Annotated in this window: 18 protein-coding genes; 7 read left to right on the top strand and 11 right to left on the bottom strand. The window is 65.6% G+C overall.

Annotation, left to right across the window (positions count from 1 at the left end; all coding sequences use genetic code 11):
• Positions 1-4 precede the first annotated feature (4 nt).
• A complete protein-coding gene (locus ACU0DV_RS25720; RefSeq protein ID WP_446242904.1) occupies positions 5-1,603 on the bottom strand; it encodes a peptide chain release factor 3 in 1,599 nt (532 codons plus the stop codon).
• 326 nt (positions 1,604-1,929) lie between these two features.
• On the bottom strand, positions 1,930-3,012 hold the full coding sequence (locus ACU0DV_RS25715; protein ID WP_446242905.1) for a transglutaminase-like domain-containing protein: 1,083 nt from the start codon (positions 3,010-3,012) through the stop codon (positions 1,930-1,932).
• A 115-nt stretch (positions 3,013-3,127) separates the two neighbouring features.
• Between ACU0DV_RS25715 and ACU0DV_RS25710 the strand changes: the two genes are divergently transcribed.
• Complete coding sequence (locus tag ACU0DV_RS25710; protein WP_446242906.1) at positions 3,128-3,382, top strand: DUF7218 family protein; 255 nt, start codon at positions 3,128-3,130, stop codon at positions 3,380-3,382.
• A 28-nt stretch (positions 3,383-3,410) separates the two neighbouring features.
• Here the strand turns inward: ACU0DV_RS25710 and ACU0DV_RS25705 are convergent, their stop codons facing one another.
• Positions 3,411-4,412, bottom strand: coding sequence for a Hint domain-containing protein (locus tag ACU0DV_RS25705; protein ID WP_446242907.1), 1,002 nt, complete (start codon positions 4,410-4,412; stop codon positions 3,411-3,413).
• A 162-nt stretch (positions 4,413-4,574) separates the two neighbouring features.
• Between ACU0DV_RS25705 and ACU0DV_RS25700 the strand changes: the two genes are divergently transcribed.
• Entirely contained in the window at positions 4,575-5,354 is a 780-nt protein-coding gene (locus tag ACU0DV_RS25700) for an SDR family oxidoreductase (RefSeq protein ID WP_283983065.1), read from the top strand.
• Positions 5,355-5,357: 3 nt separating this feature from the next.
• Positions 5,358-6,503 carry a hypothetical protein gene (locus ACU0DV_RS25695; RefSeq protein ID WP_446242908.1) on the top strand — a complete coding sequence of 382 codons (1,146 nt, stop codon included), beginning with the start codon at positions 5,358-5,360 and terminating at the stop codon, positions 6,501-6,503.
• A 9-nt stretch (positions 6,504-6,512) separates the two neighbouring features.
• Here ACU0DV_RS25695 and ACU0DV_RS25690 read toward each other — a convergent pair whose 3' ends face one another.
• The 5 genes from ACU0DV_RS25690 to ACU0DV_RS25670 all read right to left on the bottom strand — a co-directional run bounded on the left by ACU0DV_RS25690 (position 6,513) and on the right by ACU0DV_RS25670 (position 11,865).
• Positions 6,513-7,202 carry a M48 family metalloprotease gene (locus ACU0DV_RS25690; RefSeq protein ID WP_283983067.1) on the bottom strand — a complete coding sequence of 230 codons (690 nt, stop codon included), beginning with the start codon at positions 7,200-7,202 and terminating at the stop codon, positions 6,513-6,515.
• A gap of 114 nt (positions 7,203-7,316) precedes the next feature.
• Positions 7,317-9,476 carry a phosphoribosylformylglycinamidine synthase subunit PurL gene (purL, locus tag ACU0DV_RS25685; RefSeq protein WP_446242909.1) on the bottom strand — a complete coding sequence of 720 codons (2,160 nt, stop codon included), beginning with the start codon at positions 9,474-9,476 and terminating at the stop codon, positions 7,317-7,319.
• Positions 9,477-9,582: 106 nt separating this feature from the next.
• Complete coding sequence (locus ACU0DV_RS25680) at positions 9,583-10,152, bottom strand: DUF6151 family protein (RefSeq protein ID WP_446242910.1); 570 nt, start codon at positions 10,150-10,152, stop codon at positions 9,583-9,585.
• Between the two features lie 71 nt (positions 10,153-10,223).
• Positions 10,224-10,601 (bottom strand): YbaN family protein, encoded by a 378-nt coding sequence (locus ACU0DV_RS25675; RefSeq protein WP_254698259.1) that lies wholly within the window; start codon positions 10,599-10,601, stop codon positions 10,224-10,226.
• Between the two features lie 358 nt (positions 10,602-10,959).
• A complete protein-coding gene (locus ACU0DV_RS25670; protein WP_100926967.1) occupies positions 10,960-11,865 on the bottom strand; it encodes a LysR family transcriptional regulator in 906 nt (301 codons plus the stop codon).
• Positions 11,866-12,031: 166 nt separating this feature from the next.
• On the opposite strand from ACU0DV_RS25670, the gene ACU0DV_RS25665 reads away from it, so the two are divergent.
• The gene (locus tag ACU0DV_RS25665; RefSeq protein WP_446242911.1) at positions 12,032-15,451 is read left to right on the top strand and encodes an indolepyruvate ferredoxin oxidoreductase family protein; all 3,420 of its coding nucleotides are present in this window, start codon (positions 12,032-12,034) and stop codon (positions 15,449-15,451) included.
• Positions 15,452-15,455: 4 nt separating this feature from the next.
• On the opposite strand, the gene ACU0DV_RS25660 is transcribed toward ACU0DV_RS25665, so the two are convergent.
• Complete coding sequence (locus tag ACU0DV_RS25660; RefSeq protein ID WP_446242912.1) at positions 15,456-15,911, bottom strand: MarR family winged helix-turn-helix transcriptional regulator; 456 nt, start codon at positions 15,909-15,911, stop codon at positions 15,456-15,458.
• A 149-nt stretch (positions 15,912-16,060) separates the two neighbouring features.
• On the opposite strand from ACU0DV_RS25660, the gene ACU0DV_RS25655 reads away from it, so the two are divergent.
• The 3 genes from ACU0DV_RS25655 to murI all read left to right on the top strand — a co-directional run bounded on the left by ACU0DV_RS25655 (position 16,061) and on the right by murI (position 19,826).
• Entirely contained in the window at positions 16,061-17,977 is a 1,917-nt protein-coding gene (locus tag ACU0DV_RS25655; protein ID WP_446242913.1) for an FAD-dependent monooxygenase, read from the top strand.
• Positions 17,978-18,098: 121 nt separating this feature from the next.
• Complete coding sequence (locus ACU0DV_RS25650) at positions 18,099-18,989, top strand: lysophospholipid acyltransferase family protein (protein ID WP_370312661.1); 891 nt, start codon at positions 18,099-18,101, stop codon at positions 18,987-18,989.
• A 24-nt stretch (positions 18,990-19,013) separates the two neighbouring features.
• Positions 19,014-19,826, top strand: coding sequence for a glutamate racemase (gene murI / locus ACU0DV_RS25645; protein WP_100926962.1), 813 nt, complete (start codon positions 19,014-19,016; stop codon positions 19,824-19,826).
• Between the two features lie 2 nt (positions 19,827-19,828).
• On the opposite strand, the gene ACU0DV_RS25640 is transcribed toward murI, so the two are convergent.
• Positions 19,829-20,446 (bottom strand): BLUF domain-containing protein, encoded by a 618-nt coding sequence (locus ACU0DV_RS25640; RefSeq protein WP_446242914.1) that lies wholly within the window; start codon positions 20,444-20,446, stop codon positions 19,829-19,831.
• 220 nt (positions 20,447-20,666) lie between these two features.
• Positions 20,667-21,410, bottom strand: coding sequence for a DUF3592 domain-containing protein (locus ACU0DV_RS25635; protein ID WP_446242915.1), 744 nt, complete (start codon positions 21,408-21,410; stop codon positions 20,667-20,669).
• Between the last annotated feature and the right edge of the window lie 38 nt (positions 21,411-21,448).

Genomic DNA, 21,448 nt, shown 5'->3' with positions numbered 1-21,448 from the left:
CGGATCAGACCATCATTTCCTTCGTCGCGCTCAGCGTGATGTCGGGATAGTCACGCTCCACCCGGTCGATGTCCCATTGCAGGCGCGTCAGATAGACCACATCGCCGTCGTGGTCGTAACTGATGTGCTGCTTGTTGGCCTGCGAGAACTTCTCGACGGCCTCTTTCGGCCCATGCACCCAGCGGGCAGAGGTGAACTGGGAGGCGTCGAACCGGACCGGCAGGCCGTACTCCAGCTCGATCCGGCTGCCCAGAACCTCGAATTGCAGCGCACCGACCACACCGACGATAAAGCCGGAGCCGATCATCGGTTTGAAGACTTTGGCCGCGCCTTCCTCAGCGAATTGCATCAGCGCCTTTTCCAGGTGCTTGGCCTTCATCGGGTCGCCCGCACGCACGGTCTGCAGCAGTTCGGGTGCGAAGGACGGGATGCCGGACACTTTCAGCATCTCGCCCTCGGTCAGCGTATCGCCGATGCGCAGCTGCCCGTGGTTCGGAATGCCGATGATGTCGCCCGCCCAGGCCTCCTCCGCCAGTTCACGGTCGGCGGCGAGGAAGAGCACCGGGTTCGTGATCGCCATGGGCTTCTTCGTGCGGACATGCGTCAGCTTCATGCCGCGTTCGAAGTGGCCCGAGGCAAGCCGCACAAATGCCACGCGGTCGCGGTGCTTGGGGTCCATGTTGGCCTGCACCTTGAAGACGAAACCGGCGACCTTGGTCTCTTCCGGTGCGATCTCGCGCGGGGTGGCCTTCTGGACCTGCGGCTCGGGACCAAAGGTGCCGATGCCCTGCATCAGTTCCTTCACCCCGAAGGAGTTGATCGCAGAACCGAACCAGATCGGGGTCATGTGCCCTTCGAGCACAGATTGCGGGTCGAGCGTGGGCAGCAGTTCGCGCGCCATCTCCACCTCTTCGCGAAGCTGGGCCAGCAGCGCGGCGGGGATGTGGTCGGCCATGCGCGGGTCGTCCAGCCCTTCGAGGCTGATGGATTCCGCCACCTTGTTCCGGTCGGCGCGGTCCATCAGTTCCAGCCGGTCGTTGAGCATGTCGTAACAGCCGAGGAAATCGCGCCCCATGCCGATGGGCCAAGATGCGGGCGTCACGTCGATGGCCAGGTTTTCCTGAATCTCGTCGATGATCTCGAAGGTGTCGCGCGCCTCGCGGTCCATCTTGTTGCAGAAGGTCAGGATCGGCAGGTCGCGCAAGCGGCAGACCTCGAACAGCTTCTGGGTCTGGCTTTCCACACCCTTCGCGCCGTCGATGACCATGACGGCGGCATCCACCGCCGTCAGCGTGCGGTAGGTGTCCTCGGAAAAGTCCGAGTGGCCGGGCGTGTCGACGAGGTTGAAGCGAAACTTGCCGAAATCGAATGACATGGCAGAGGCCGAGACGGAGATGCCCCGGTCCTTTTCCATCTGCATGAAGTCCGACCGGGTGCGCCGCGCCTCGCCCTTGGCGCGCACCTGTCCGGCCATCTGGATGGCGCCCCCGTAGAGGAGGAACTTTTCCGTCAGCGTGGTCTTGCCCGCATCGGGGTGCGAGATGATCGCAAACGTCCGGCGGCGGGCGATTTCGGGCGGAAGGGAGGGGCGATTGTCCAGCATGGAGGCGCAGATAGCGCGTATTCGAGGGCCGCACAATCCATGCAGGAGACTGTGCGGCCATTCTGGCTTTGCGACGGTGTGCAGGCCGGGGTTCGATGAGCAGCGGGAGCCATTGGTCCCGGAGTGTTCGTATCTGGGCGGCCTTCCTCGGCGCGTTTGGCAACCTATGGAACCGAATGACAGTTCGGTCGTCCGATGGCGCTCACCGCAAATGGTCGGATAGCCAAGTTCACTTTAAAACAAACACTTGGACGGCAAACTTCACAGTCGCACCGTCCTTCGCGTCACCGTTCCGCGCGCGGTTCGGAACCTGCGCGCGGGCCGGATCAGGCTTCCAGCTCGCGCGTGGTGATTGTGTAGCTGAAGGTGTCCGGCTCGAGTTCGTCGCGCCGTTCACCGCCGATTTCCGCCTGCGGGTACATCAGGAACGGGACCGGACCGTTGTCCGAGCCGGGCAGCGATACGTCATGCGCGGTGCCGTATGCGATCCAGTTGCCCTCCGCCGCGCCGAACAGCGCCTCGCGCACGTCCTGCACCTTGGCGTCGGCAAGGCTCAGCGTGCCGTCGTCTTCCTGCAGCACCACCTTGCGCACGTCCGCCGGATCGGCCGCGACCCAGCCCTGACCGTCAATGAACACCTCGGCCCGGCAGTGCTGCGCCTTTGTCACGTCGGCAGATCCGGCACCCAGCGCCTTGTAGCCGAAAGCAGAGGGCGCGACGCGGATGCCATAGAGATCGCGGGCGGGCAGGCCAGCGGCGCGGGCGAGGCCCACGAACAGGGCGTTCAGGTCGGCACATTTGCCCGTCAGGTCACCGGTGTGCAGCATGGAGGCGATGTCGCCGAGTCCGCAGCCGCGCGTCTCCGGATTGCGCTCCGTCTCGTCGACCACCCAGTTGTAGATGCGCATGGCGCGGTCAAGGTCGTCCCCGGCGCCATCGGTAATCTCATTGGCGGTGTCGAGGACGATGCCGTTCAGCGGCAGCAGGTCCGTGGGGGCCGTTGCCCGGGCACGTTCCTCGTCCGAGAGGACCGCGTTGCCGGGAAGGCCGGAATGACGGTCGCGGGTGCGGACTTCGGAGGTCACCTCCAGCACCGCGGGCGCGTCGGAGGCTTCCCACGTGGCGTGGATGAACCCGTGGCTGCCATCCTCTGCCATGACCTGTTCCACCGTGTCGGCATTGCCGGTCCAGGCGGTGTCGCCCGGGATCGTCCAGAGCGGATCGGCATGGGCGGGGACCGGGATCCACGCCTGCGCTGCCTTGCCGTCTCGGTCGAGCGTGACGGTCGTCGTCAGCTCGAACGTGCGCCACGCGGTGGAGGCGGGGGCGTAGGCGGCGCGCAGGGAGACGGGCGCGGCGATCAGGGCAGAGACGGCGGCAGAGCGGAGGAGGAATTGGCGACGGCGCATGGAATGTCCTTTCGGTCAGGATTTGGCGACGGGATACGCCCCGCTCCCGGTGGCTGCAAGGGCCGGAACCCGCAGTGCGCGCCATACGTTTTTGTTGCAGCAAAGGAGCCCCCCAATGTCACGACCGAGCATCAAGGACGAAAAGCTGTACGACGACCTGCGAGACGACGGCATGTCCAAGGAAAAGGCAGCCCGCATCGCAAATGCCAAGGCGAACGACGACATGCACCCGTCTGAGAAGGGCGGCAAGGCGCCGCCTTACGAGGAATGGACAAAGGACGACCTCTACGCCCGCGCGCAGGAGATCGGGATCGAAGGGCGGTCCGACATGAACAAGGACGAACTGATCGAGGCGCTGCGGTCTCACTGACCGTGGCGTGCCCCCCGAAGGTCGCGGTTCAGCCGCCGGAGGATTTCCTCAGCAGGGCCGCGGCATCGGGATGCGACAGCAGTGCCTCTCCGATCTCGTACCCGGAGAAGTCGGTGCGCTTGTGCCCCGGGATAAGCGCCGACAGACGGTCGGCCAGCGCATCGGGCAGAACGGCCTGCGTCTGGGTCGTCACCAGCATCGATTCGGCGGCGATCCCTTCAGCATAGATGATCTGATGCGCGTCGAAGAGCATCTGGAAGTAGTCGACGAAACCGCCGGGCGCGACGACCACCGTGTCGCCGTTCACGAGGTGGCGGGCGCGGACCAGCACTTCCGACCGTCCGGCGCCGAGTTCGTCGCGGCGCTGGTAAATGAACAGCCTGTGGTCGGGCGACACGTACAGGTCGCGGGCGTTGTTGAGCGCCCCCTCGCGGATGAGGATCGGCGCGAAGGTTCCCGAGGCGCGCGAGGTGTGGTGGCCGATCCAGCGGATCTCCTGCGGGCCGTCGTCACGGGTGAGGACGCGATCCCCGGCCACCAGATCCTCTACCGGCTTCTGCGCGCCGGAGGCCATGGTGATGAGCGTGCCCGCGGTAAAGGACGTACAGGCGATCTGCGCGTAACGGGCGAGCGCGGTTTCCTCCGAAATGCCGACCAGCACATAGTCGATCTTGGGCGACATCTCCGTCAGGGGCAGGGCGTAGACCTGGACCGCGTTGCCCTCCTCGTCGGTTTCCACGAGCACCAGCGCCTCTGTCGTGTTGCCGGAGCCGGACATGAAGGTCACGCAGCAGTCGAGGTGCAATGCGTTTCCAGGGGTCCCGACCTCCGTCCTGTCGCCAATGTGGAAGGGGGGCTTTGCCGTGTTCTCGACCGAGATCGTGCGCAGCGCGGACAGCGGTGACAGGCGGTAGATGTCGTCGGGCTGAAGGTCCTCTGCCCAGGCCAGCGCATCGCCGAGGTTGGCCCCGTTGACCACGCGCAGGGCGGTGGCGGGGAAGACCTGTAGGGACGATGCGGAACGGCTCATGACGACTCCTGGCAGCTGGCAGCAAGATGCGGGGGACTCAGTTCATAGAACCTCCCACCGGGGCATTGTATGCCGGGAAATTGTGTCATCAAATGGGTTGCGGACCGACGATTTGTCGGCGTTGCTGAAACGAAGCAGAAAACAAGCACTTAGGAGGTCGCAATGGACCTGGGAATTCGCGGTAAACGTGCGCTGGTCTGCGCATCGAGCAAGGGACTCGGGCGCGGCTGCGCGGAGGCACTGGCAGAGGCGGGCGTGGACCTCGTGATGAACGCGCGCGGGGCGGAGGCGCTGGAAGAGACCGCGCAGGCAATCCGCGACCGCTGGCAGGTCAGCGTCACGACGGTTGCGGCGGACATCGTGTCGGAAGACGGACGCGCACGGGTCCTGGAAGAGGCGGGCGACGTGGACATCCTCGTGACCAACGCGGGCGGCCCGCCGCCGGGCATGTGGTCCGACTGGGGGCGCGAGGATTTCATCAAGGCGCTCGATGCGAACATGCTGACGCCCATCGCGCTGATGACCGCGCTGATGCCGAAGATGATCGACAAGGGCTGGGGCCGGGTGGTCAACATCACCTCCGTTTCGGTGAAGTCGCCGGTGGCCGTGCTGGGTCTGTCGAACTCCGCCCGGACGGGTCTGACGGGTTACGTCGCCGGGACCTCCCGGCAGGTGGCGCCCAAGGGGGTGATCGTCAACAACCTGCTGCCTGGCATCCACGCCACCGACCGTGCGGATTCGCTGGACGGCGCCGTGGTGAAGTCGAAGGGCATCTCGCTGGAGGAGGCGCGGGCCGAACGCTATGCCACCATCCCCGCCGGACGCTACGGCACGCCGGAAGAGTTCGGCCAGATGTGCGCCTTCATGTGCTCGCAGCACGCGGGCTTCATGGTGGGGCAGAACATCCTGCTGGATGGCGGCGCCTCCAACATGACGATGTAAGCCGTGGCGCGGGGACCGGACGGCAAGGGGGGCGGCGCTGGCTTCTCCCTTGCCGATCAGCTGTTCAATGCGGAGTCGCTGGCCGATCTGGCCGCCGAGTTCGCTGTCCTGCCCGGGTTCGACCGGGACCGGTTCCTGGCGGAGTGTGTCCCGGGACTGGCCGGGCGCGGTCTGCTGGAGCGGCTGGAGTGGATGGCGGACTGTCTGGAGGCGCAACTGCCCTCCGGCTTCGGCCCCATGGCCGAGGCGCTGGAGGCGGCTCTGCCCCCCGCGCTGGACCCTGCGCTGAAGGACGACGACTTCGGCCGGTTCATCCACGCGGTGCATGGCATCCTGATCGTTCGTCACGGGATGGAGGACCCCGACCGCGCCCTCGACCTGTTACACGCGGTCACGCGCCGGTTCTCCATGGAGTTCTACATCAGGCCCTTCCTGAACCGCTGGCCGGAGCGGACGCTCGCGCAGCTGCACGACTGGGCGCGGGACGACAACTACCACGTGCGCCGGCTGGTCAGTGAAGGCACCCGCCCGCGGCTGCCCTGGGCGCGGAACATCGAGATCGATCCGGCGGTGCCGTTGGCTTTCCTCGACGTGCTGCACGCCGATCCGACGCGCTACGTCACGCGGTCCGTCGCCAACCACATGAACGACCTGTCGAAGGTGATGCCGGACGAAGTGGTGGCGCGCCTTGCGGGCTGGCAGGCGGAGGGTCGGCAGGAGGCGGGCGAGATGGCGTGGATCACCCGCCACGCCCTGCGGACGGCAGTGAAACGCGGCGAGCGTCCCGCGCTCGATCTGCTGGGCTATCGCGTTGGGGATGTGACCGCCACGCTCGACATACTGACGCCGCAGGTGAAGATCGGGGAGGCGCTGCGCTTTGCCGTGGAGATCGTGGCAGATGAAGCCTTGCCTGTCCTCGTCGACTACCGCCTTCGGTTCGCCCGGCCCGGCGGATCGGCGGAGAAGGTGTTCAAGCTGAAAGCGGGAAAGGTCGCACCGCGCCGCGCCGCGCGGTTCGAGAAACGGCATGTCCTGAAAGGCGACGCGACGACCTACCGGCTGCACCCGGGCGCACACGGGATCGTCGTTCAGGTGAACGGCACAGACGTCGCCGAGGGCAGCTTCGACCTTCTGCCCGCGGAAGGCTGATCCGGAGCCTCAGGTCTCCGGCGTGGTCCAGCGGGCGCCCATCGTCTCGATGGCGGTGATGCGGTCCTGAGTCTTGGGGTGCGACAGGAGCCAGGCGGGTGCGGCACGGTTCGACTGGGTCAACGCCTCCAGCTTCCTGAACAGGCTGACTTGGGGGGCGATGCCGATACCGGACTTGTGGAGGAGGGCTGCGGCATAGGCGTCGGCCTCGTATTCATCGGACCGGGACAGGTGCGCCGCCAGCAGCGTCGTCAGCATGTTGGCAAGCCAGACACCCACGCCGGGGATCAGGCGCCCCAGCACCATCATCAACGCGGTCCGGATGGCGTTCTGGCCAGAGAAGTCGATCATCCGGCGGCGCGCGTGGCCAAGCGCCACGTGGCCCAGTTCATGCGCGATGACAGAGGACAGCTCCTCTGCCGAAACCTCGCCTTGCTGGTACTTCTTGTAGAAGCCGCGCGTGATGAAGATGCGCCCGTCCGGCGCCGCCAGACCGTTGACCGGATCGATCTCGTAGATGTTCACCCGGATGCGGGGCAGGTCCAGCGCCTGCGCCATGCGGTCGGTCAGCTTCTTCAGGCGCGGGTCCGCAAGCTCGGTGGACCGCGCGTCAAGTTCCCGTCGCGTGCGCCACGCCGAGAAGTGGTACATCACCAGCGCATAGATGATCGCGAGGAGGATCGGGGTGAACTTCAGCATGGGCTGAATATGGGTCCGCGGCCCGACCGGGGAAAGGGGTGATTTGCGGGCGGGACGCCATGGCCCTGAAGGCAAGGGGGCCGGGGCGGAAACAGGTCCGCCCCGCGCATCGTGTCAGGCGAAGGTCGCCGCGAAGGAAGACCTGTAAGTCTCCAGAAGCTCGGCCAGCGGCGCCTCCGACCCTCCCATGCGCACAGTGTCTCCGGTGAACTTGCCGACGGAGGAAAGCGTGACGCCCGCCTGTCCGGCTGCGGTCATCAGCGCCTCGGCCGCGTCGAAGCTGCAGGCGATCAGGTAGCGACCCTGATCCTCACCGAAGAGCTGCGCGGTGTCGTCGGTGTCCAGTTGCACGCCGGTGTTGCCCGCCGCCGCCATCTCGAACGCCGCCAGCGCAAGGCCACCGTCAGCGAGGTCGGTGCAGGACCTGATCCACTGGCGGTTGGCGCGGATGAAGTCGCCGTTGGCACGCTCGATGTCTAGGTCGACGTGCGGGGCGTCGCCGTCCTCGCGGTGGAAGACTTCTGCCAGAAGCGCGGACTGGCCGAGGTGGCCCGCCGTTTCGCCCAGCAGGAGAGCCACGTGTCCGTCGCGAGGCGTGTCGAGGATCGGCTCTTCGCCCGCGGCGATCAGGCCCACGGCGCCAATGGTCGGCGTGGGCAGGATGCCCTGACCGTCCGTTTCGTTATAAAGTGACACGTTGCCCGAAACGATCGGCATGTCGAGCGCCAGGCAGGCCTCGCCGATGCCCTGAAGCGCACCGACGAACTGGCCCATGATCTCCGGCTTCTCGGGGTTGCCGAAGTTGAGGTTGTCGGTCGTGGCCAAGGGCTTGGCGCCCACGGCGGTCAGGTTGCGATAGGCCTCGGCCACGGCCTGCCGTCCGCCCTGAACCGGGTTCGCCTTCACGTAGCGCGGCGTCACGTCCGAGGTGAAGGCCAGCTTCTTGTCGGTGCCGTGCACCCGGATCACGCCCGCGCCGAAGCCCGGGGTGCGCATGGTGTCGGCCATCACCTGGCTGTCGTACTGGTCGTAGATCCACGCCTTCGACGCGTAGTTCGGGCTGGCCAGCAGCGCCTTCAGGCCGTCGATGGGGTCGATCTGCGGCACGTCCGCAAGCGGGGCGGCTTCCGGTGTCGGCACATGCGGGCGGTCGTACTCCGGCGCGCTGGACGACAGCTTGGACAGCGGCAGGTCGGCCATGCAGGTTCCGTTGTGCATGATGAGGAAGCGGTCCTCGGGGATGGTCTCGCCGACGATGGCGAAGTCGAGGTCCCACTTGTCGAAGACCGCCTTGGCCTCTGCCTCCTTCGAGGGGTCGAGCACCATCAGCATGCGTTCCTGCGATTCCGACAGCATCATCTCGTAGGCGGTCATGTTGGTTTCGCGCTGCGGCACGTTCTCGAGGTCGAGCCGGATGCCGAGGCCGCCCTTGTCGCCCATCTCTACCGCCGAGCAGGTCAGGCCCGCCGCACCCATGTCCTGGATCGAGATCACGGCGCCGGTCTGCATCAGCTCCAGCGTTGCCTCCATCAGGCGTTTCTCGGTGAAGGGGTCGCCGACCTGAACGGTTGGGCGTTTTTCCTCGATGCTCTCGTCGAACTCTGCCGAGGCCATGGTCGCGCCGCCGACACCGTCGCGGCCGGTCTTGGCGCCCAGGTAGACGACGGGACGGCCGACGCCCGAAGCGGCGGAGTAGAAGATCTTGTCGGCGTCTGCGAGGCCCGCGGCAAAGGCGTTCACGAGGCAGTTGCCGTTGTAGGCCTTGTGGAAACGGGTCTCGCCGCCGACGGTCGGGACGCCGAACGCGTTGCCGTAACCGCCGATCCCTTCCACCACACCGTGCACGAGCTGGCGGGTCTTGGGATGGTCGGGCGCGCCGAAGGACAGCGAGTTCATCGCGGCGATGGGACGGGCGCCCATGGTGAAGACGTCGCGCAGAATGCCGCCCACGCCGGTCGCAGCACCCTGGTAGGGTTCGATGTACGAGGGGTGGTTGTGGCTTTCCATCTTGAAGACCACGGCCTGCCCGTCGCCGATGTCCACGACGCCCGCGTTCTCGCCGGGGCCGCAGATGACCTGCGGGCCGGTTGTCGGCAGCTTCTTGAGGTGAATCTTCGAGGATTTGTAGGAACAGTGCTCGTTCCACATTGCGCTGAAGATGCCCAGTTCCGTGAACGTGGGCTCGCGATTCAGGATGCGCAGGATCTCGGCATATTCGTCCGGCTTGATCCCGTGGGACGCGATCAGATCTTCGGTGATGTCCGGTTCCTGCATGTCTTTCCCCTGACGTGGCGTTGCGCGCCCCGTTTAAGGCAAGGGCGCGGCAGGGGGAAGGGGGCAAGCGGCCGCTTTGGTGCAGCAGGAGCGCGCACCCCGGCCGTCAGTCCAGCGGTGCGCGCGCGGCGTTGCGTTCCGCCAGTGTCAGCACCCGGGGCGTGACCACCGGCAGCCCGTCTTCGCCATGGAACGGGCCGTTGGTCTTGCCTTTGAAGACAGCCCCGACGGCGCGCCCGAAGACAGTGAAGAAGGCGGCCGCTGGATTCAGCTCCTTCACCTTGCCGCGGGTGCTGTCGACGTTGACGCGGCTCCGGACGGGGCCGCATTGCTCGGCGGGCGCGGGGATGGCCAAGCCGACGAAAGGCAGGGTCTTCTTTTCGAGCACGTTGGCGATGGGCGTGCCGCAGCAGCCCGAATGGTAACGCACCATGCCCTTCGGAGAGAGTTTCAGCGCGGCCAGATGCTGATGCCCGTGGGTGATGGTAACATGGCCGGGCACGGTCTGAAGGATGTGCAGGCCGCCGTTCTCGTCAAGAAACTCCGGATGGCCGAGCGCTTTGGGAAAGCTGCGGCAGTCGGCACAGTAACAGACGACATGACGGCGCGGCGCGACGGAGGCGAGGCTCCACGACATGCTGCCGCACGAACAGGAGAGCATCAGCGAAGACGACATACGGGAATCCTTTGTCTCGAATACGGGCGGACGTTACCGTTTTTGCCCGTCGCCGCAAGCGCAGGGGCGGTTCACGCGTCCGGGCGCGTCCAGACGTAGGTGCCCGCGCCAAGGAAGCAGACCGCCTGGATCGCGAGGACGTGCAGCGGAAGGGCAAGGATCAGCCCGATGCAGAAGGTGACGGCCATCATCCCCAGCGCCATGCGCTTGTGACGGCGCGAGATGGCTCCCGTCGTTTCCCACGCGCGGATCGGCGGGCCGAAGGTCCGGTGCGTTTCCAGCCACAGCCGCAGCCGGGGAGAGCCCTTGCCGAAGCAGAACGCCGCCAGCAGCACCAGGGGCGTGGTCGGCAGGATCGGCAGCACGATGCCAATGATGCCGAGCCCGAGGGACAGCGCGCCAAGCGTGACCCAGACCGGACGGGCGAACATGTGCGGTCGAAGGGGCATCTGGCGCGGGTGTCCGTGAGGTTGCTGCTACTGGTTTTCAGGGTAGCGCCGTGAGGGCGGGTGGGAAGGGCGGGTCCATTGGCATTGTGTCGCGGCACGGCTTGTCATGTGCCGTTCCCGCCATTGCGACGAGGGAGGGGCGAGCAAGAAGAGGTTCGGCCAAAAAAAAGGCCGAGCACAAAGCTCGGCCGTAGTCCAACAGGGAGGTATGACGATGCGAAGAAAAAGATGCATCGCTTCGTCATCTGCCGAATATGTCATCACACATGAATCGATCAAGGACATTTACGCCGCACCTGCAGCATTCCCGCCATGCGTGACGTGCATACCACAGTGATTTTTCCCGTCATGCGGGAATTCAGTCCATGCCCATCGCCTTTCGCTGGCGACGGTGAGCGATAATTTCATCCTGTACGAAATCCCGGAAGGCCGACACACGCTTAGATTGTCTGAGTTCTTCAGGATATGCGAGGAAAACGGGCACCTCGACGCTCTCGATGTCCGGCAGAACCCGGACCATCGTCGGGAAATCCTCGATGATGTAGTCGGGCAGCACACCGATCCCGAGGTTCGAGATCACGGCCTGCAGCACGCCGAAGTAGTTGTTCACCGTCAGCGTGGTCTGCACATCGTTGGCCAGCAGCGACTGAACGAGCTGTTCGCCCGCCAGCACCTGCGGCGCGCCGGGCTTCTGGCAGATCAGGCGGTGCGAGACCATCTCTTCCAGCCGCGTGGGTTCGCCGTGCTCTGCAAGATAGTCGGGCGAGGCGTACATACGCATGCGGATCGACATCAGGCGCTTGCGGATCAGGTCGGCCTGGCTGGGTTCCTTCATGCGGATCGCGACGTCGGCCTCGCGCATCGGCAGGTCGAGCACGCGCTCTTCCAGCATCAGGTCGATCTTCAGGTCGGGGTACTTCTCGTAGAGCTTGGTCAGACGCGGGGCGAGCCACAGCGCCCCGAACCCGTGGGTCGTCGTGACCTTGAGTTCGCCGAAGACTTCCTCTTCGCTGTCGCGGATGCGGGCGGTGGCGCTGTCGATGCGTTTCACCATCGACGAGGTGGCGTCGAACAGAAGTTCACCCTGTTCGGTGAGAATCAGTCCACGCGCATGGCGATGGAAGAGCGTCGTGTTGAGCGCCTCTTCCAGCGCGCGGACCTGCCGCGACACCGCCGATTGCGACAGATGGAGTGCATCCCCAGCGTGTGTGAGGCTACCCGCATCTGCCACTGCGTGAAATATTCTGAGCTTGTCCCAATCCATACCGACACTTTCCGCTGTTGGCGCACACATAATGGACGGAATCTGTTAAATGAATAAGAAGTTGACTTAACGCTCGGCATTTGCGGAAAAAAATCCCATTAAGGTCAGTGGTATTTACCTAAATTTGCGCTACAATGCTCATAACTTCAGCGTTGGGAGGCGCCGGATGACCAAGCACAAGATCACCCTGAACGACCGTTTCGACCTGTCCCGCGACACCGTTCTCCTGAACGGAACCCAGGCCCTCGTCCGCCTCATGCTGACGCAGAAGGCGCGGGACCGGCAGGCAGGACTGAACACCGCGGGCTATGTCACCGGCTATCGCGGCTCGCCGCTCGGCGCCGTCGACATGCAGATGCGTCGCGCCGAAAAGACGTTGCGCGAAAACGACATACGCTTCGAAGAGGGCCTGAACGAGGATCTCGCAGCGACGGCGCTGTGGGGCTCCCAGCAGGCCGAACTGCGGGGCGAGGGGCGCTTCGACGGGGTCTTCGGTCTCTGGTACGGCAAGGGGCCGGGCGTCGACCGTTCCGGCGATGCCATGCGTCACGCCAACATGGCGGGCACCTCGAAACACGGTGGCGTCCTGATGGCCATGGGGGACGACCACACGGGTGAATCCTCCACCGTCCTCCATCAGAGCGAATGGGCGCTGGTCGATGCCTATATGCCGGTCGTTTCGCCCGCCGGGGTGCAGGAAATCCTCGATTACGGGCTCTACGGCTACGCGCTCAGCCGGTTTTCGGGTCTCTGGGTCGGTCTGAAGACGATGAAGGACACGGTCGAAGCCACGGCAGTCGTCGATGGCCGTCCCGACCGTGTGTCCCTTGTCACGCCCGATTTCCCGATGCCGGAGGGCGGTCTGAACATCCGCCTCGGCGACACGCCCCATGCGCAGGAAACGCGCATGATCGACCACAAGCGCTTTGCGGCCGAGGCGTTCTCGCGCGCGAACGGCATGGACAAGCGGGTCTGGGGCAAGCCCGGGGCGAAGATCGGCTTCGTCTCAGCGGGCAAGAACTGGCTGGACCTCGTGCATGCGCTGACCCTTCTGGGCATCGACGAGGCCGAGGCGGAGCGGCTCGGCATCACGACCTACAAGGTCGGGCAGGTCTTTCCGCTGGACATGCAGGGCTTCCACGACTGGGCCGAGGATCTCGAACTGATCGTCATCGTCGAGGAGAAGCGCAAGCTGATCGAGGTGCAGGTCAAGGAGGCGATCTTTGACGACCGTCGCGGACGGCGGGTCTACGGCTGGTACAAGGGCGGCGCGGGCGGCATGCACCGCGACGAGCTGTTCCCGACGCGTGGCGCGCTGGACCCGATGTGGATCGGCCGCAAGCTGGGCGAGATCCTGATCGAGGAAGGCCGTGGGACCGATGCCGTCCGTGCCGGGCTCAGGAAGATCGAAGAGGCGGCGCGGGCCGACAACACGCCCGACATCGCCGCACGTGTCCCGTATTTCTGCGCGGGCTGCCCGCACAATTCGTCGACAAAGGTGCCGGAGGGTTCGCGCGCCTATGCCGGGATCGGTTGTCACTACATGGTGCAGTGGATGGACCGCTCGACGCTCGGTTTCACCCACATGGGGGCCGAGGGCGCGAACTGGATCGGCGAGGCGCCGTTCTCAAAGACCGGGCACGTCTTCCAGAACCTGGGCGACGGCACCTACAACCACTCCGGCGTGCAGGCGATCCGGGCGGCCTTGGCCTCGGACGTGAACATCACCTACAAGATCCTCTTCAACGACGCGGTCGCCATGACCGGCGGCCAGAAGAACGAGGGCGGCCTCACTCCCCAGCGTATTGCCGACGAGGTGCGCGCCATGGGGGTCGAGCGTGTTGCCGTGGTCTATGACGAGAAGGAGGACGTGGCCTTCAGCGCGTTCCCATCCGGCGTCACGATGCACGAACGCGCGGAATTGTCCGAGGTGCAGAAGGGGCTGGCGCAGCATGAGGGCGTGTCCGTCCTGCTCTATATCCAGACCTGCGCCGCCGAGAAGCGCCGCCGCCGCAAGCGCGGCCAGTTCCCCGATCCCGACAAGCGCGTCTTCATCAACACCGATGTCTGCGAGGGCTGCGGCGATTGCGGCGTGCAATCGAACTGCGTGGCCATCGTGCCCGAAGAGACGGAACTGGGCCGCAAGCGCGCCATCGACCAGTCGGCCTGCAACAAGGACTTCTCCTGCCTGAAGGGGTTCTGCCCGTCGTTCGTCACGCTGGAAGGCGCAGAGGTGAAGAAGGCAGAGGTCGCCAAGCTCGAATTGCCCGACATGCCGCAGCCGGACCTGCCGAAGATCGACGGGACGTTCAACGTGGTCGTGACCGGCGTCGGTGGCACCGGGGTCGTGACCATCGGCGCGGTTCTGGCGCAGGCGGCTCAGATCGACGGCAAGGGTGCGGCCATGATGGAGATGGCGGGCCTCGCCCAGAAGGGTGGCGCGGTGCACATCCACCTGCGCATCGCCGAAAAGCCCGACGACATCTCGGCCGTGCGCGTGGCGACCGGCGAGGCTGACGCGCTGATCGGTGGCGATCTCGTGGTCAGTGCCGGGGCCAAGACGCTGGGTCTGACGAGGGCCGGGCGCACCGGCGCTGTCGTGAACAGCCACGAGATCATCACCGGCGACTTCACCCGCAACACCGAGTTCGCCCTGCCGATCGACGCGCTGAAACTGGCGCTCGAGGCACGGATCAAGGACCGGCTCGCGATGTTCGACGCCAGCGACCTTGCCAAGGCGACGATGGGCGACTCGATCTTCTCGAACATGATGATCCTTGGCGCGGCGTGGCAGATGGGTCTGGTGCCGCTGTCGCACGATGCGATTGCCGCCGCGGTGGAACTGAACGGGGCCGCCGTCCAGCGCAACCTGCGCGCGTTCGAGATCGGACGCTGGGCCGTTCTTCATCCGCAGGATGCCGCGCGTCTGTTGGAGCCGGTCGTTGTCGACAAGCCGAAGTCGCTGGACGAGAAGATCGCCTTCCGCGCCGATCACCTCGTGAAATACCAGGACGAGGCGCTGGCCGACAAATACCGCGCGCGCCTGAAGGACATCGCCGATCCGCGCCTGAAAGAGGCGGTCGCGAAGGGCTATCACAAGCTCCTGGCCTACAAGGACGAATACGAGGTCGCGCGCCTGCACCTCGAAACCCGCGACAAGGCACGCGCGCAGTTCGGCGGCGACTTCGAGATGACGTTCCACCTGTCTCCGCCGCTGGTGGCGAAGGAAGGGCCGGACGGACGCCCGGAGAAGAAACCCTACGGCGAGAAGATGCTGAAGGTCTTCGGGATGCTGGCCCGGATGAAGGGTCTGCGCGGCACCGTCTGGGACGTCTTCGGGCGGTCGGAAGAACGCCGGATGGAGCGGGCGCTGATCGCGCAGTACGAGGCCGACATGGCCGAATGGCTGCCGAAGGCCCGGCCCGAGACCATGGACCCGCTGATCGCGCTGGCGGAACTGCCTCTCCAGATCCGCGGGTTCGGCCCGGTCAAGATCGCCAACGAGGCCAAGGCCGCCAAGCGCCGCGAGGAGTTGCTGACGCTGTTGAAAGCGGGCGGCGGCCCGGTGTCTCAGGCGGCGGAGTAACCGCTCACGCCTTGCTCGTCGGCGCGGAAGGGGTGTCTTCCACCGGGCCGACGACCTTCCGGGCGAGGGTCATGAACGTCTCGCGTTCTTCGGCGGTCAGCCCGCCAAGCACGTCTTCCTGCAGGGCCGTCACGACAGGCAGGATCGTCTCGTACATGATTTCGCCCTCTTCGGTCGGGCGCACCTCGCGGGCACGGCGGTCGTGCCGGCTGACCTCGCGCCGCACCAGTCCCTTATGTTCGAGCCGGTCGATCACGCCGCCGATGGTCGCACGGTCATAGGCGATGGCCGCCGCGACGCTGGCCTGGTCGATGCCGGGGCGCGCAATAATTGCGTCTAGGGCGGCGAACTGTACGGGCGTCAGATCGTACCCGGCATCCGCCATGTGCCGCGAGAACACCTGCGTCGAAATCTGGTTCAGCCGTCGAATCAGGTGACCGGGCATGGCATGCACTTTCATCGCGCGCTCCGCAGGTTCGGTGTTTCATGAAAGTCAGCAAAGACAATAGGTTCACGGGAATGATTTGTATACTTATTTTTATTGACGAAAAATGATATGTATAGTTATCAATTGGTGCCGGAAGGGCTGCGGCGCGAGGAGGAGAGACCATGCAATTCTACCTGGACGGCTTTCGTGGCGGAGATCCGGACATCCGCAACGCCGCACCCAACCGGCGGGACAGAGGGCCACATGCGCCCCTGCCAAGGGAGGTGGACGTGCTGGTCGCGGGCTGCGGTCCGGCGGGCCTCTGCCTCGCGGCGCAGCTTTCGGGGTTCCCGGAGATCGACGTGATGATCGTCGAGCGCAAGCCCGGCCCGATCGAGAAGGGGCAGGCGGATGGCGTGAACACCCGCACGATGGAGATGTTCCAGGCCTTCGGTTTCGGCGAGAAGGTAAAGCGCGAAAGCTGCTGGGTGAACCAGACGGCCTTCTGGTCGCCGGATCCCGCGAACCCCTCCCATATCCGCCGGATCGGCAGGGTGCAGGACGTGCCGGAGGACAGCTCCGAGATGCCGCACACGTTGATCAACCAGGCCCGCATCCATGAGCTTTTCCTCGACGTGATGCGCAACGCGCCGTCGCGGCTGGAGCCGGATTATGGCTGGTCGGTCGTGGATGTCGTGGTCGATCCGGATACCGAGGATCACCCGGTCACGGTCACGCTGGAAAACACCGGCATCAATCCCGGTGAGACGGCGACGGTCCGGGCCAACTACGTGGTCGGCTGCGACGGCGCCCGGTCCAACGTGCGCAGGGCCATCGGCGGGCAGTTGCACGGCGATGCGGCGCATCAGGCCTGGGGAGTGATGGACATCCTCGCCAACACCGACTTCCCCGATGTGCGGCAGAAGTGCCTTGTCGCCTCGCAGTCCGAGGGCAACATACTGATCCTTCCGCGGGAGGGCGGCTACCTGTTCCGCATGTATGTCGAGTTGGACAAGCTGAACCCGGACGAACGTGTCTCCAGCCGCAAGTTCTCGGCCGATGACATGATCGCCGCCGCGAACCGGATCATGGCGCCCTATACCATCGACGTGAAGCAGGTGGTCTGGTGGTCGATCTACGAGATCGGGCACCGCCTGACCGACCGTTTCGACGACGTGGGACCGGGCGAGGACCGCAACCCGCGTGTCTTCACCGCCGGGGACGCCTGTCACACCCACAGCCCGAAGGCCGGGCAGGGGATGAACGTGTCGATGCAGGACAGCTTCAACCTCGGCTGGAAGTTGGCACACGTCCTGACCGGCCGCGCCGACGCCAGCCTGCTGCGCACGTATTCCGCCGAACGCTGGGTGGAGGCCAAGCGCCTGATCGACACCGATCACCAGTGGGCGCGGATCATGTCGGCGCCGCCGGGGCAATCGGAACTGGACGGCTCGGGCATGCCGCGGTTTCAGAAGCAGTTCATCGAGAACCTGATGTTCACCGGCGGTCTCGCGGTGAAATACGATGCGTCGGCCCTGACGGCAGAGCCCGCTTACCAGCACCTCGCCACGGGGGAGGAGATCGGGCGCCGGTTCCACTCCGCGCCCGTGGTGCGCGTGGCGGACGCCATGCAGATGCAGCTTGGCCATGTGGCAGAGGCGGACGGGCGCTGGCGCATCTACGCGTTCGGCGGGCGAAATGACACCTCCGCGCCCGGCTCGGCGATCCACCGGCTGGCGGAGTGGCTGGCAAAGGACCCGGCCTCTCCGGTGGTGCGCTGCACACGTGAGGGCGAGGACCCGGACGCGATCATCGACCTGCGCGCGGTGTTCCAGCAGACGTTCGAGGCAGTGGCGATGGAGGACATGCCGCCGCTCCTGAAACCGATCAAGGGGCCGCTGGGCCTTCAGGATCACGAGAAGGTCTTCAGCGTCGATCACAAGGGGATGGGCGACATCTTCGACATGCGCGGCATCGACCGCGAGAAGGGCTGCATGATCGTCGTGCGGCCCGACCAGTACGTCGCCCATGTCCTCCCGCTGGACGGCACGGCGGAACTGGCGGCATTCTTCGATGGCGTGCTCTTGCCGCAAGGGTAGGCGGGTGCGGTGGCGCGGCCCCGGGGCTGCGTCATCTTACTTTCATCATGGCGTTACAATTTCTGGCCAGAACGCGCGAACCGCAGTAAGGACTGCGGCATCACGCGCAGGGGGAGGAGCCATGCCCGTCATCCGCAAAGATGTGACCCGGGACATTTCCTACGCCTATTCGGCCAGCACCCGCAGCGGCCGCGCGATGATCCGCTTCATGGAAAACGCCACCGGGCGCCTCGGGCTGATCCGCCGGGCCGCCGGCTACGAATCCGAGGTGGCGCAAGGCCGTGACTTCTGGGAGGTCATGGTGGAGCGCTACGGGCTCCAGCTTGAGGTCATCGGCGGATCGCTCGACAACCTGCCGAAGGACGGGCCGCTCGTCGTCATCGCCAATCATCCCTACGGCATCCTCGACGGGCTGATGCTGGGGCATATCCTGTCGGTGGTGCGCGGCGATTTCCGCATTCTGGCGCACCGGGTCTTTCGCAAGGCAGAAGAGCTGAATCGCGTCGTGCTGCCGATCTCCTTCGACGACACGAAGGAAGCGGTGCAACTGAACCTCGACACGCGGAGGGAATGCCTGCGCTATCTGGGCGACGGCGGCTGCATCGGCATCTTCCCGGGCGGCACCGTGGCCACGGCAGAGAAACCCTTCGGTCAACCAATGGACCCGGGCTGGCGCACCTTCACCGCGAAGATGATCGCGAAGTCCGGTGCGACCGTCGTGCCGATCTATTTCGACGGTCATACCTCGCGGCTGTTCCAGCTTGCCTCGCACCTGCACACGACGCTGCGCATGGGGCTGCTCATCAAGGAATTCCGCAAGCGCGTGGACACACCCGTGCGCGTCGCCATCGGTCAGCCGATCCCCGCGCATGAGATCGCCGAACGCGCGAAGGACGCGCGCGCGATGATGGATTTCCTCCGGCAAAGAACCTATGAGTTGTCGCCGACGCCGCTCAAATCTCTCGACTACGGGTTCGAGTTCGAGGAAAAGCACAAGACACGGCGGCATTGACGCGACAGGCACACGGGGCAGGACATGGCGGTTGGTGTATTCGATTCGGGCCTCGGCGGCCTGACCGTACTGGATGCGGTGGTGAAGCGGCTGCCGGATGTGCCCTTCGTCTACTTTGCCGACAGCGCCCATGCGCCGTACGGCGTGCGCGACGCCAACGACATCTACGATCTGACCACGCAGGCCGTTTCGCGCCTGTGGGACGAGGGCTGCGACCTTGTCGTGCTCGCCTGCAACACTGCCAGCGCCGCGGCGCTGCGCCGTATGCAGGAATCCTGGGTCCCGCGCGAGAAGCGCGTGCTGGGCGTCTTCGTGCCGCTGATCGAGGCGCTGACCGCGCGCCAGTGGGGCGACAACTCTCCGCCGCGCGAGGTGGGTATCCAGCACGTCGCCCTTTTCGCCACACCCGCCACGGTGCGCAGCCGCGCTTTCCAGCGCGAGCTGGCGTTCCGGGCCATCGGTGTCGACGTCGAGGCGCAGGCCTGCGGCGGGCTGGTCGACGCGATCGAGGAAGGCGATATGATCCTCGCGGAGGCGCTGGTGCGCAGCCACGTGGACGCCCTGAAGCGCAAGATGCCGACGCCCGAAGCCGCCATCCTCGGCTGCACGCACTATCCGCTGATGCAGGAAATCTTCCAGGATGCGCTGGGGCCGGAGGTGCACGTCTACAGCCAGGCGACGCTGGTGCCGGATTCGTTGGCCGATTACCTCGACCGGCACCCGGACATGATGGGCAAAGGCACGACGAGCCGGTTCCTGACGACGGGCGACCCGGCGCGTGTGTCGCGTCATGCCACCCAGTTCATGAAGCGCCAGATCACCTTCGAAAAGGTCTGACCTCAGGCGCTCAGGTCCCGGATCACCCGGCAGGTCAGCGATGGCTCGGCGGGTGGCGGGGGTGGGAACCTCAGGTTCAGGTAGCCGCGCAGGTAGAACATGATCTCCTTCGTGGCGCCGCGCGGAAACCGTTTCTCGAGCTCGCGGCGCGTCAGGCTGAAATAGCATGGCAGGGTCGTGGTCGTCCCCTCGAGCCGCCGGAACCCCATGGACCAGCCGTCGAAGCGCCGCATCCGGGCCGGGCCGTAGAACATCACCTTCATCTTGTAGTGCCGGGGATCGCGGTAGATCCTCTCCAGCGTCTGGTCGAGCATGTCCTGCGGCCCCTCCAATACCTCGAAGAAGTTGCGCGACTTGTAGAGCAGCAGGCCGCTCACTTGCCGGAGGGCGTTGTGCTTTTCCGTCTCGGCCATGAGGCGGTCGAGGATCCGGTCGCTCAGCCGGGTGCGCGTGTGGCTGATGCAGATCGCCCGGACCAATGGCGCGCCCTTGGCCTCTTTGCCCGGCCCGGTGGCGGATGCGCCGCCGGTGATGTGGTCGAAGTCGACCACTGCCATGCCGGAATATCGCTGTCCCGTTGCGACCCGTCCGGGCCGTGCGATGGATGTCATGGCGTTCATCGTTAACCCTCCTTCCGGCAAAGCGCCTTGCGGCCGTCCGCCACCGAAGGAGGGTTCTCTGTCCAGCCATTTGCCCGCACTGCGGGCGGCTTCGGAGCAGGGGACACCGCCATCCTGCGAGGGACGCCTCGCCCAACAGCATTTCAATCAAATATTAACGGTTCGCTTGAGCGTGGTTGCCCGTCCGTTTTGACCTTGCGTCACAGACCGGGACTGCCGTTCAGCTGCGCGGGTCCCGCGGCCCGGTGTCGCCTTCCCACCATGCCTTTGTCAGGCCCTGATAGACGGTGATGCGGCTGCCTTCAGGAAAGGCGCGCAACATGTCCCGGCGATAGGGCAGGCTCTGCCCGTCACGCCCGTGTTCGTCGCGCCACGCGAGGCGGTAGAGACGGCGGGAATTGACGGTGATGTGGGTGCGCGCATGTTCGGTGACCACGGCCCGTTCGCGTGCACCGTAGCGACGTGCGCGTAGGGCGGCGATGGCGCGCCGGGCCGGGACCCAGAGCGCGACGAGGAACACCACCCCGAAGACCAGCGCGATGCCCTGTGTCACGGCAGAGGCGCTCCGGTTCTCGCCCCGCGACAGCTCGATCATGTTCGGTTCGGACGCGAGGTACCAGAGCGTGATCGGCGTGCCGATGGCGCTTCGGTCATGGGTGGCGGCATCGGTGTTCTGTTCGACGGTGAGCGGCGCGCCGCCGTCCGGCGTGAACCCCACCTTCACGAAATAGGAGCGTGTCTCGTCCCCGTCGCTATCGCGCGAAATGCGGATATCGCGGCCGAGCACGGTGCCCACGGCCTCGACCCCCTCGGCATCGAAGCGCTCTGCCGTGCGGAGCGTGAAATGGCTGACCAGTGTGAGGATCAGCGTGATGACCAGCGGGATATAGGCGATCCAGCCGCCCATCCGGTGAAAGAGGCGGAAAAAGGAGACCGGTCTGGCAAGGGACGGTTCGGCTGGCATGGCGCGGAGATTGCCGCTGGGGCAGGTCAAGATCAAGC

This window comes from Sagittula sp. (assembly GCF_052825245.1).
This window is presented reverse-complemented; position numbering and strand designations above follow the sequence as displayed.

Bases quoted from the DNA above. Each gene is read 5' to 3' on its own strand.
- ACU0DV_RS25715 (WP_446242905.1), bottom strand. From the start codon at position 3,012: ATGCGCCGTCGCCAATTCCTCCTCCGCTCTGCCGCCGTCTCTGCCCTG.
- ACU0DV_RS25720 (WP_446242904.1), bottom strand. From the start codon at position 1,603: ATGCTGGACAATCGCCCCTCCCTTCCGCCCGAAATCGCCCGCCGCCGG.
- ACU0DV_RS25710 (WP_446242906.1), top strand. From the start codon at position 3,128: ATGTCACGACCGAGCATCAAGGACGAAAAGCTGTACGACGACCTGCGA.
- ACU0DV_RS25690 (WP_283983067.1), bottom strand. From the start codon at position 7,202: ATGCTGAAGTTCACCCCGATCCTCCTCGCGATCATCTATGCGCTGGTG.
- ACU0DV_RS25705 (WP_446242907.1), bottom strand. From the start codon at position 4,412: ATGAGCCGTTCCGCATCGTCCCTACAGGTCTTCCCCGCCACCGCCCTG.
- ACU0DV_RS25675 (WP_254698259.1), bottom strand. From the start codon at position 10,601: ATGCCCCTTCGACCGCACATGTTCGCCCGTCCGGTCTGGGTCACGCTT.
- ACU0DV_RS25680 (WP_446242910.1), bottom strand. From the start codon at position 10,152: ATGTCGTCTTCGCTGATGCTCTCCTGTTCGTGCGGCAGCATGTCGTGG.
- ACU0DV_RS25660 (WP_446242912.1), bottom strand. From the start codon at position 15,911: ATGAAAGTGCATGCCATGCCCGGTCACCTGATTCGACGGCTGAACCAG.
- ACU0DV_RS25650 (WP_370312661.1), top strand. From the start codon at position 18,099: ATGCCCGTCATCCGCAAAGATGTGACCCGGGACATTTCCTACGCCTAT.
- ACU0DV_RS25655 (WP_446242913.1), top strand. From the start codon at position 16,061: ATGCAATTCTACCTGGACGGCTTTCGTGGCGGAGATCCGGACATCCGC.
- ACU0DV_RS25635 (WP_446242915.1), bottom strand. From the start codon at position 21,410: ATGCCAGCCGAACCGTCCCTTGCCAGACCGGTCTCCTTTTTCCGCCTC.
- ACU0DV_RS25665 (WP_446242911.1), top strand. From the start codon at position 12,032: ATGACCAAGCACAAGATCACCCTGAACGACCGTTTCGACCTGTCCCGC.
- ACU0DV_RS25670 (WP_100926967.1), bottom strand. From the start codon at position 11,865: ATGGATTGGGACAAGCTCAGAATATTTCACGCAGTGGCAGATGCGGGT.
- murI (WP_100926962.1), top strand. From the start codon at position 19,014: ATGGCGGTTGGTGTATTCGATTCGGGCCTCGGCGGCCTGACCGTACTG.
- purL (WP_446242909.1), bottom strand. From the start codon at position 9,476: ATGCAGGAACCGGACATCACCGAAGATCTGATCGCGTCCCACGGGATC.
- ACU0DV_RS25640 (WP_446242914.1), bottom strand. From the start codon at position 20,446: ATGAACGCCATGACATCCATCGCACGGCCCGGACGGGTCGCAACGGGA.
- ACU0DV_RS25700 (WP_283983065.1), top strand. From the start codon at position 4,575: ATGGACCTGGGAATTCGCGGTAAACGTGCGCTGGTCTGCGCATCGAGC.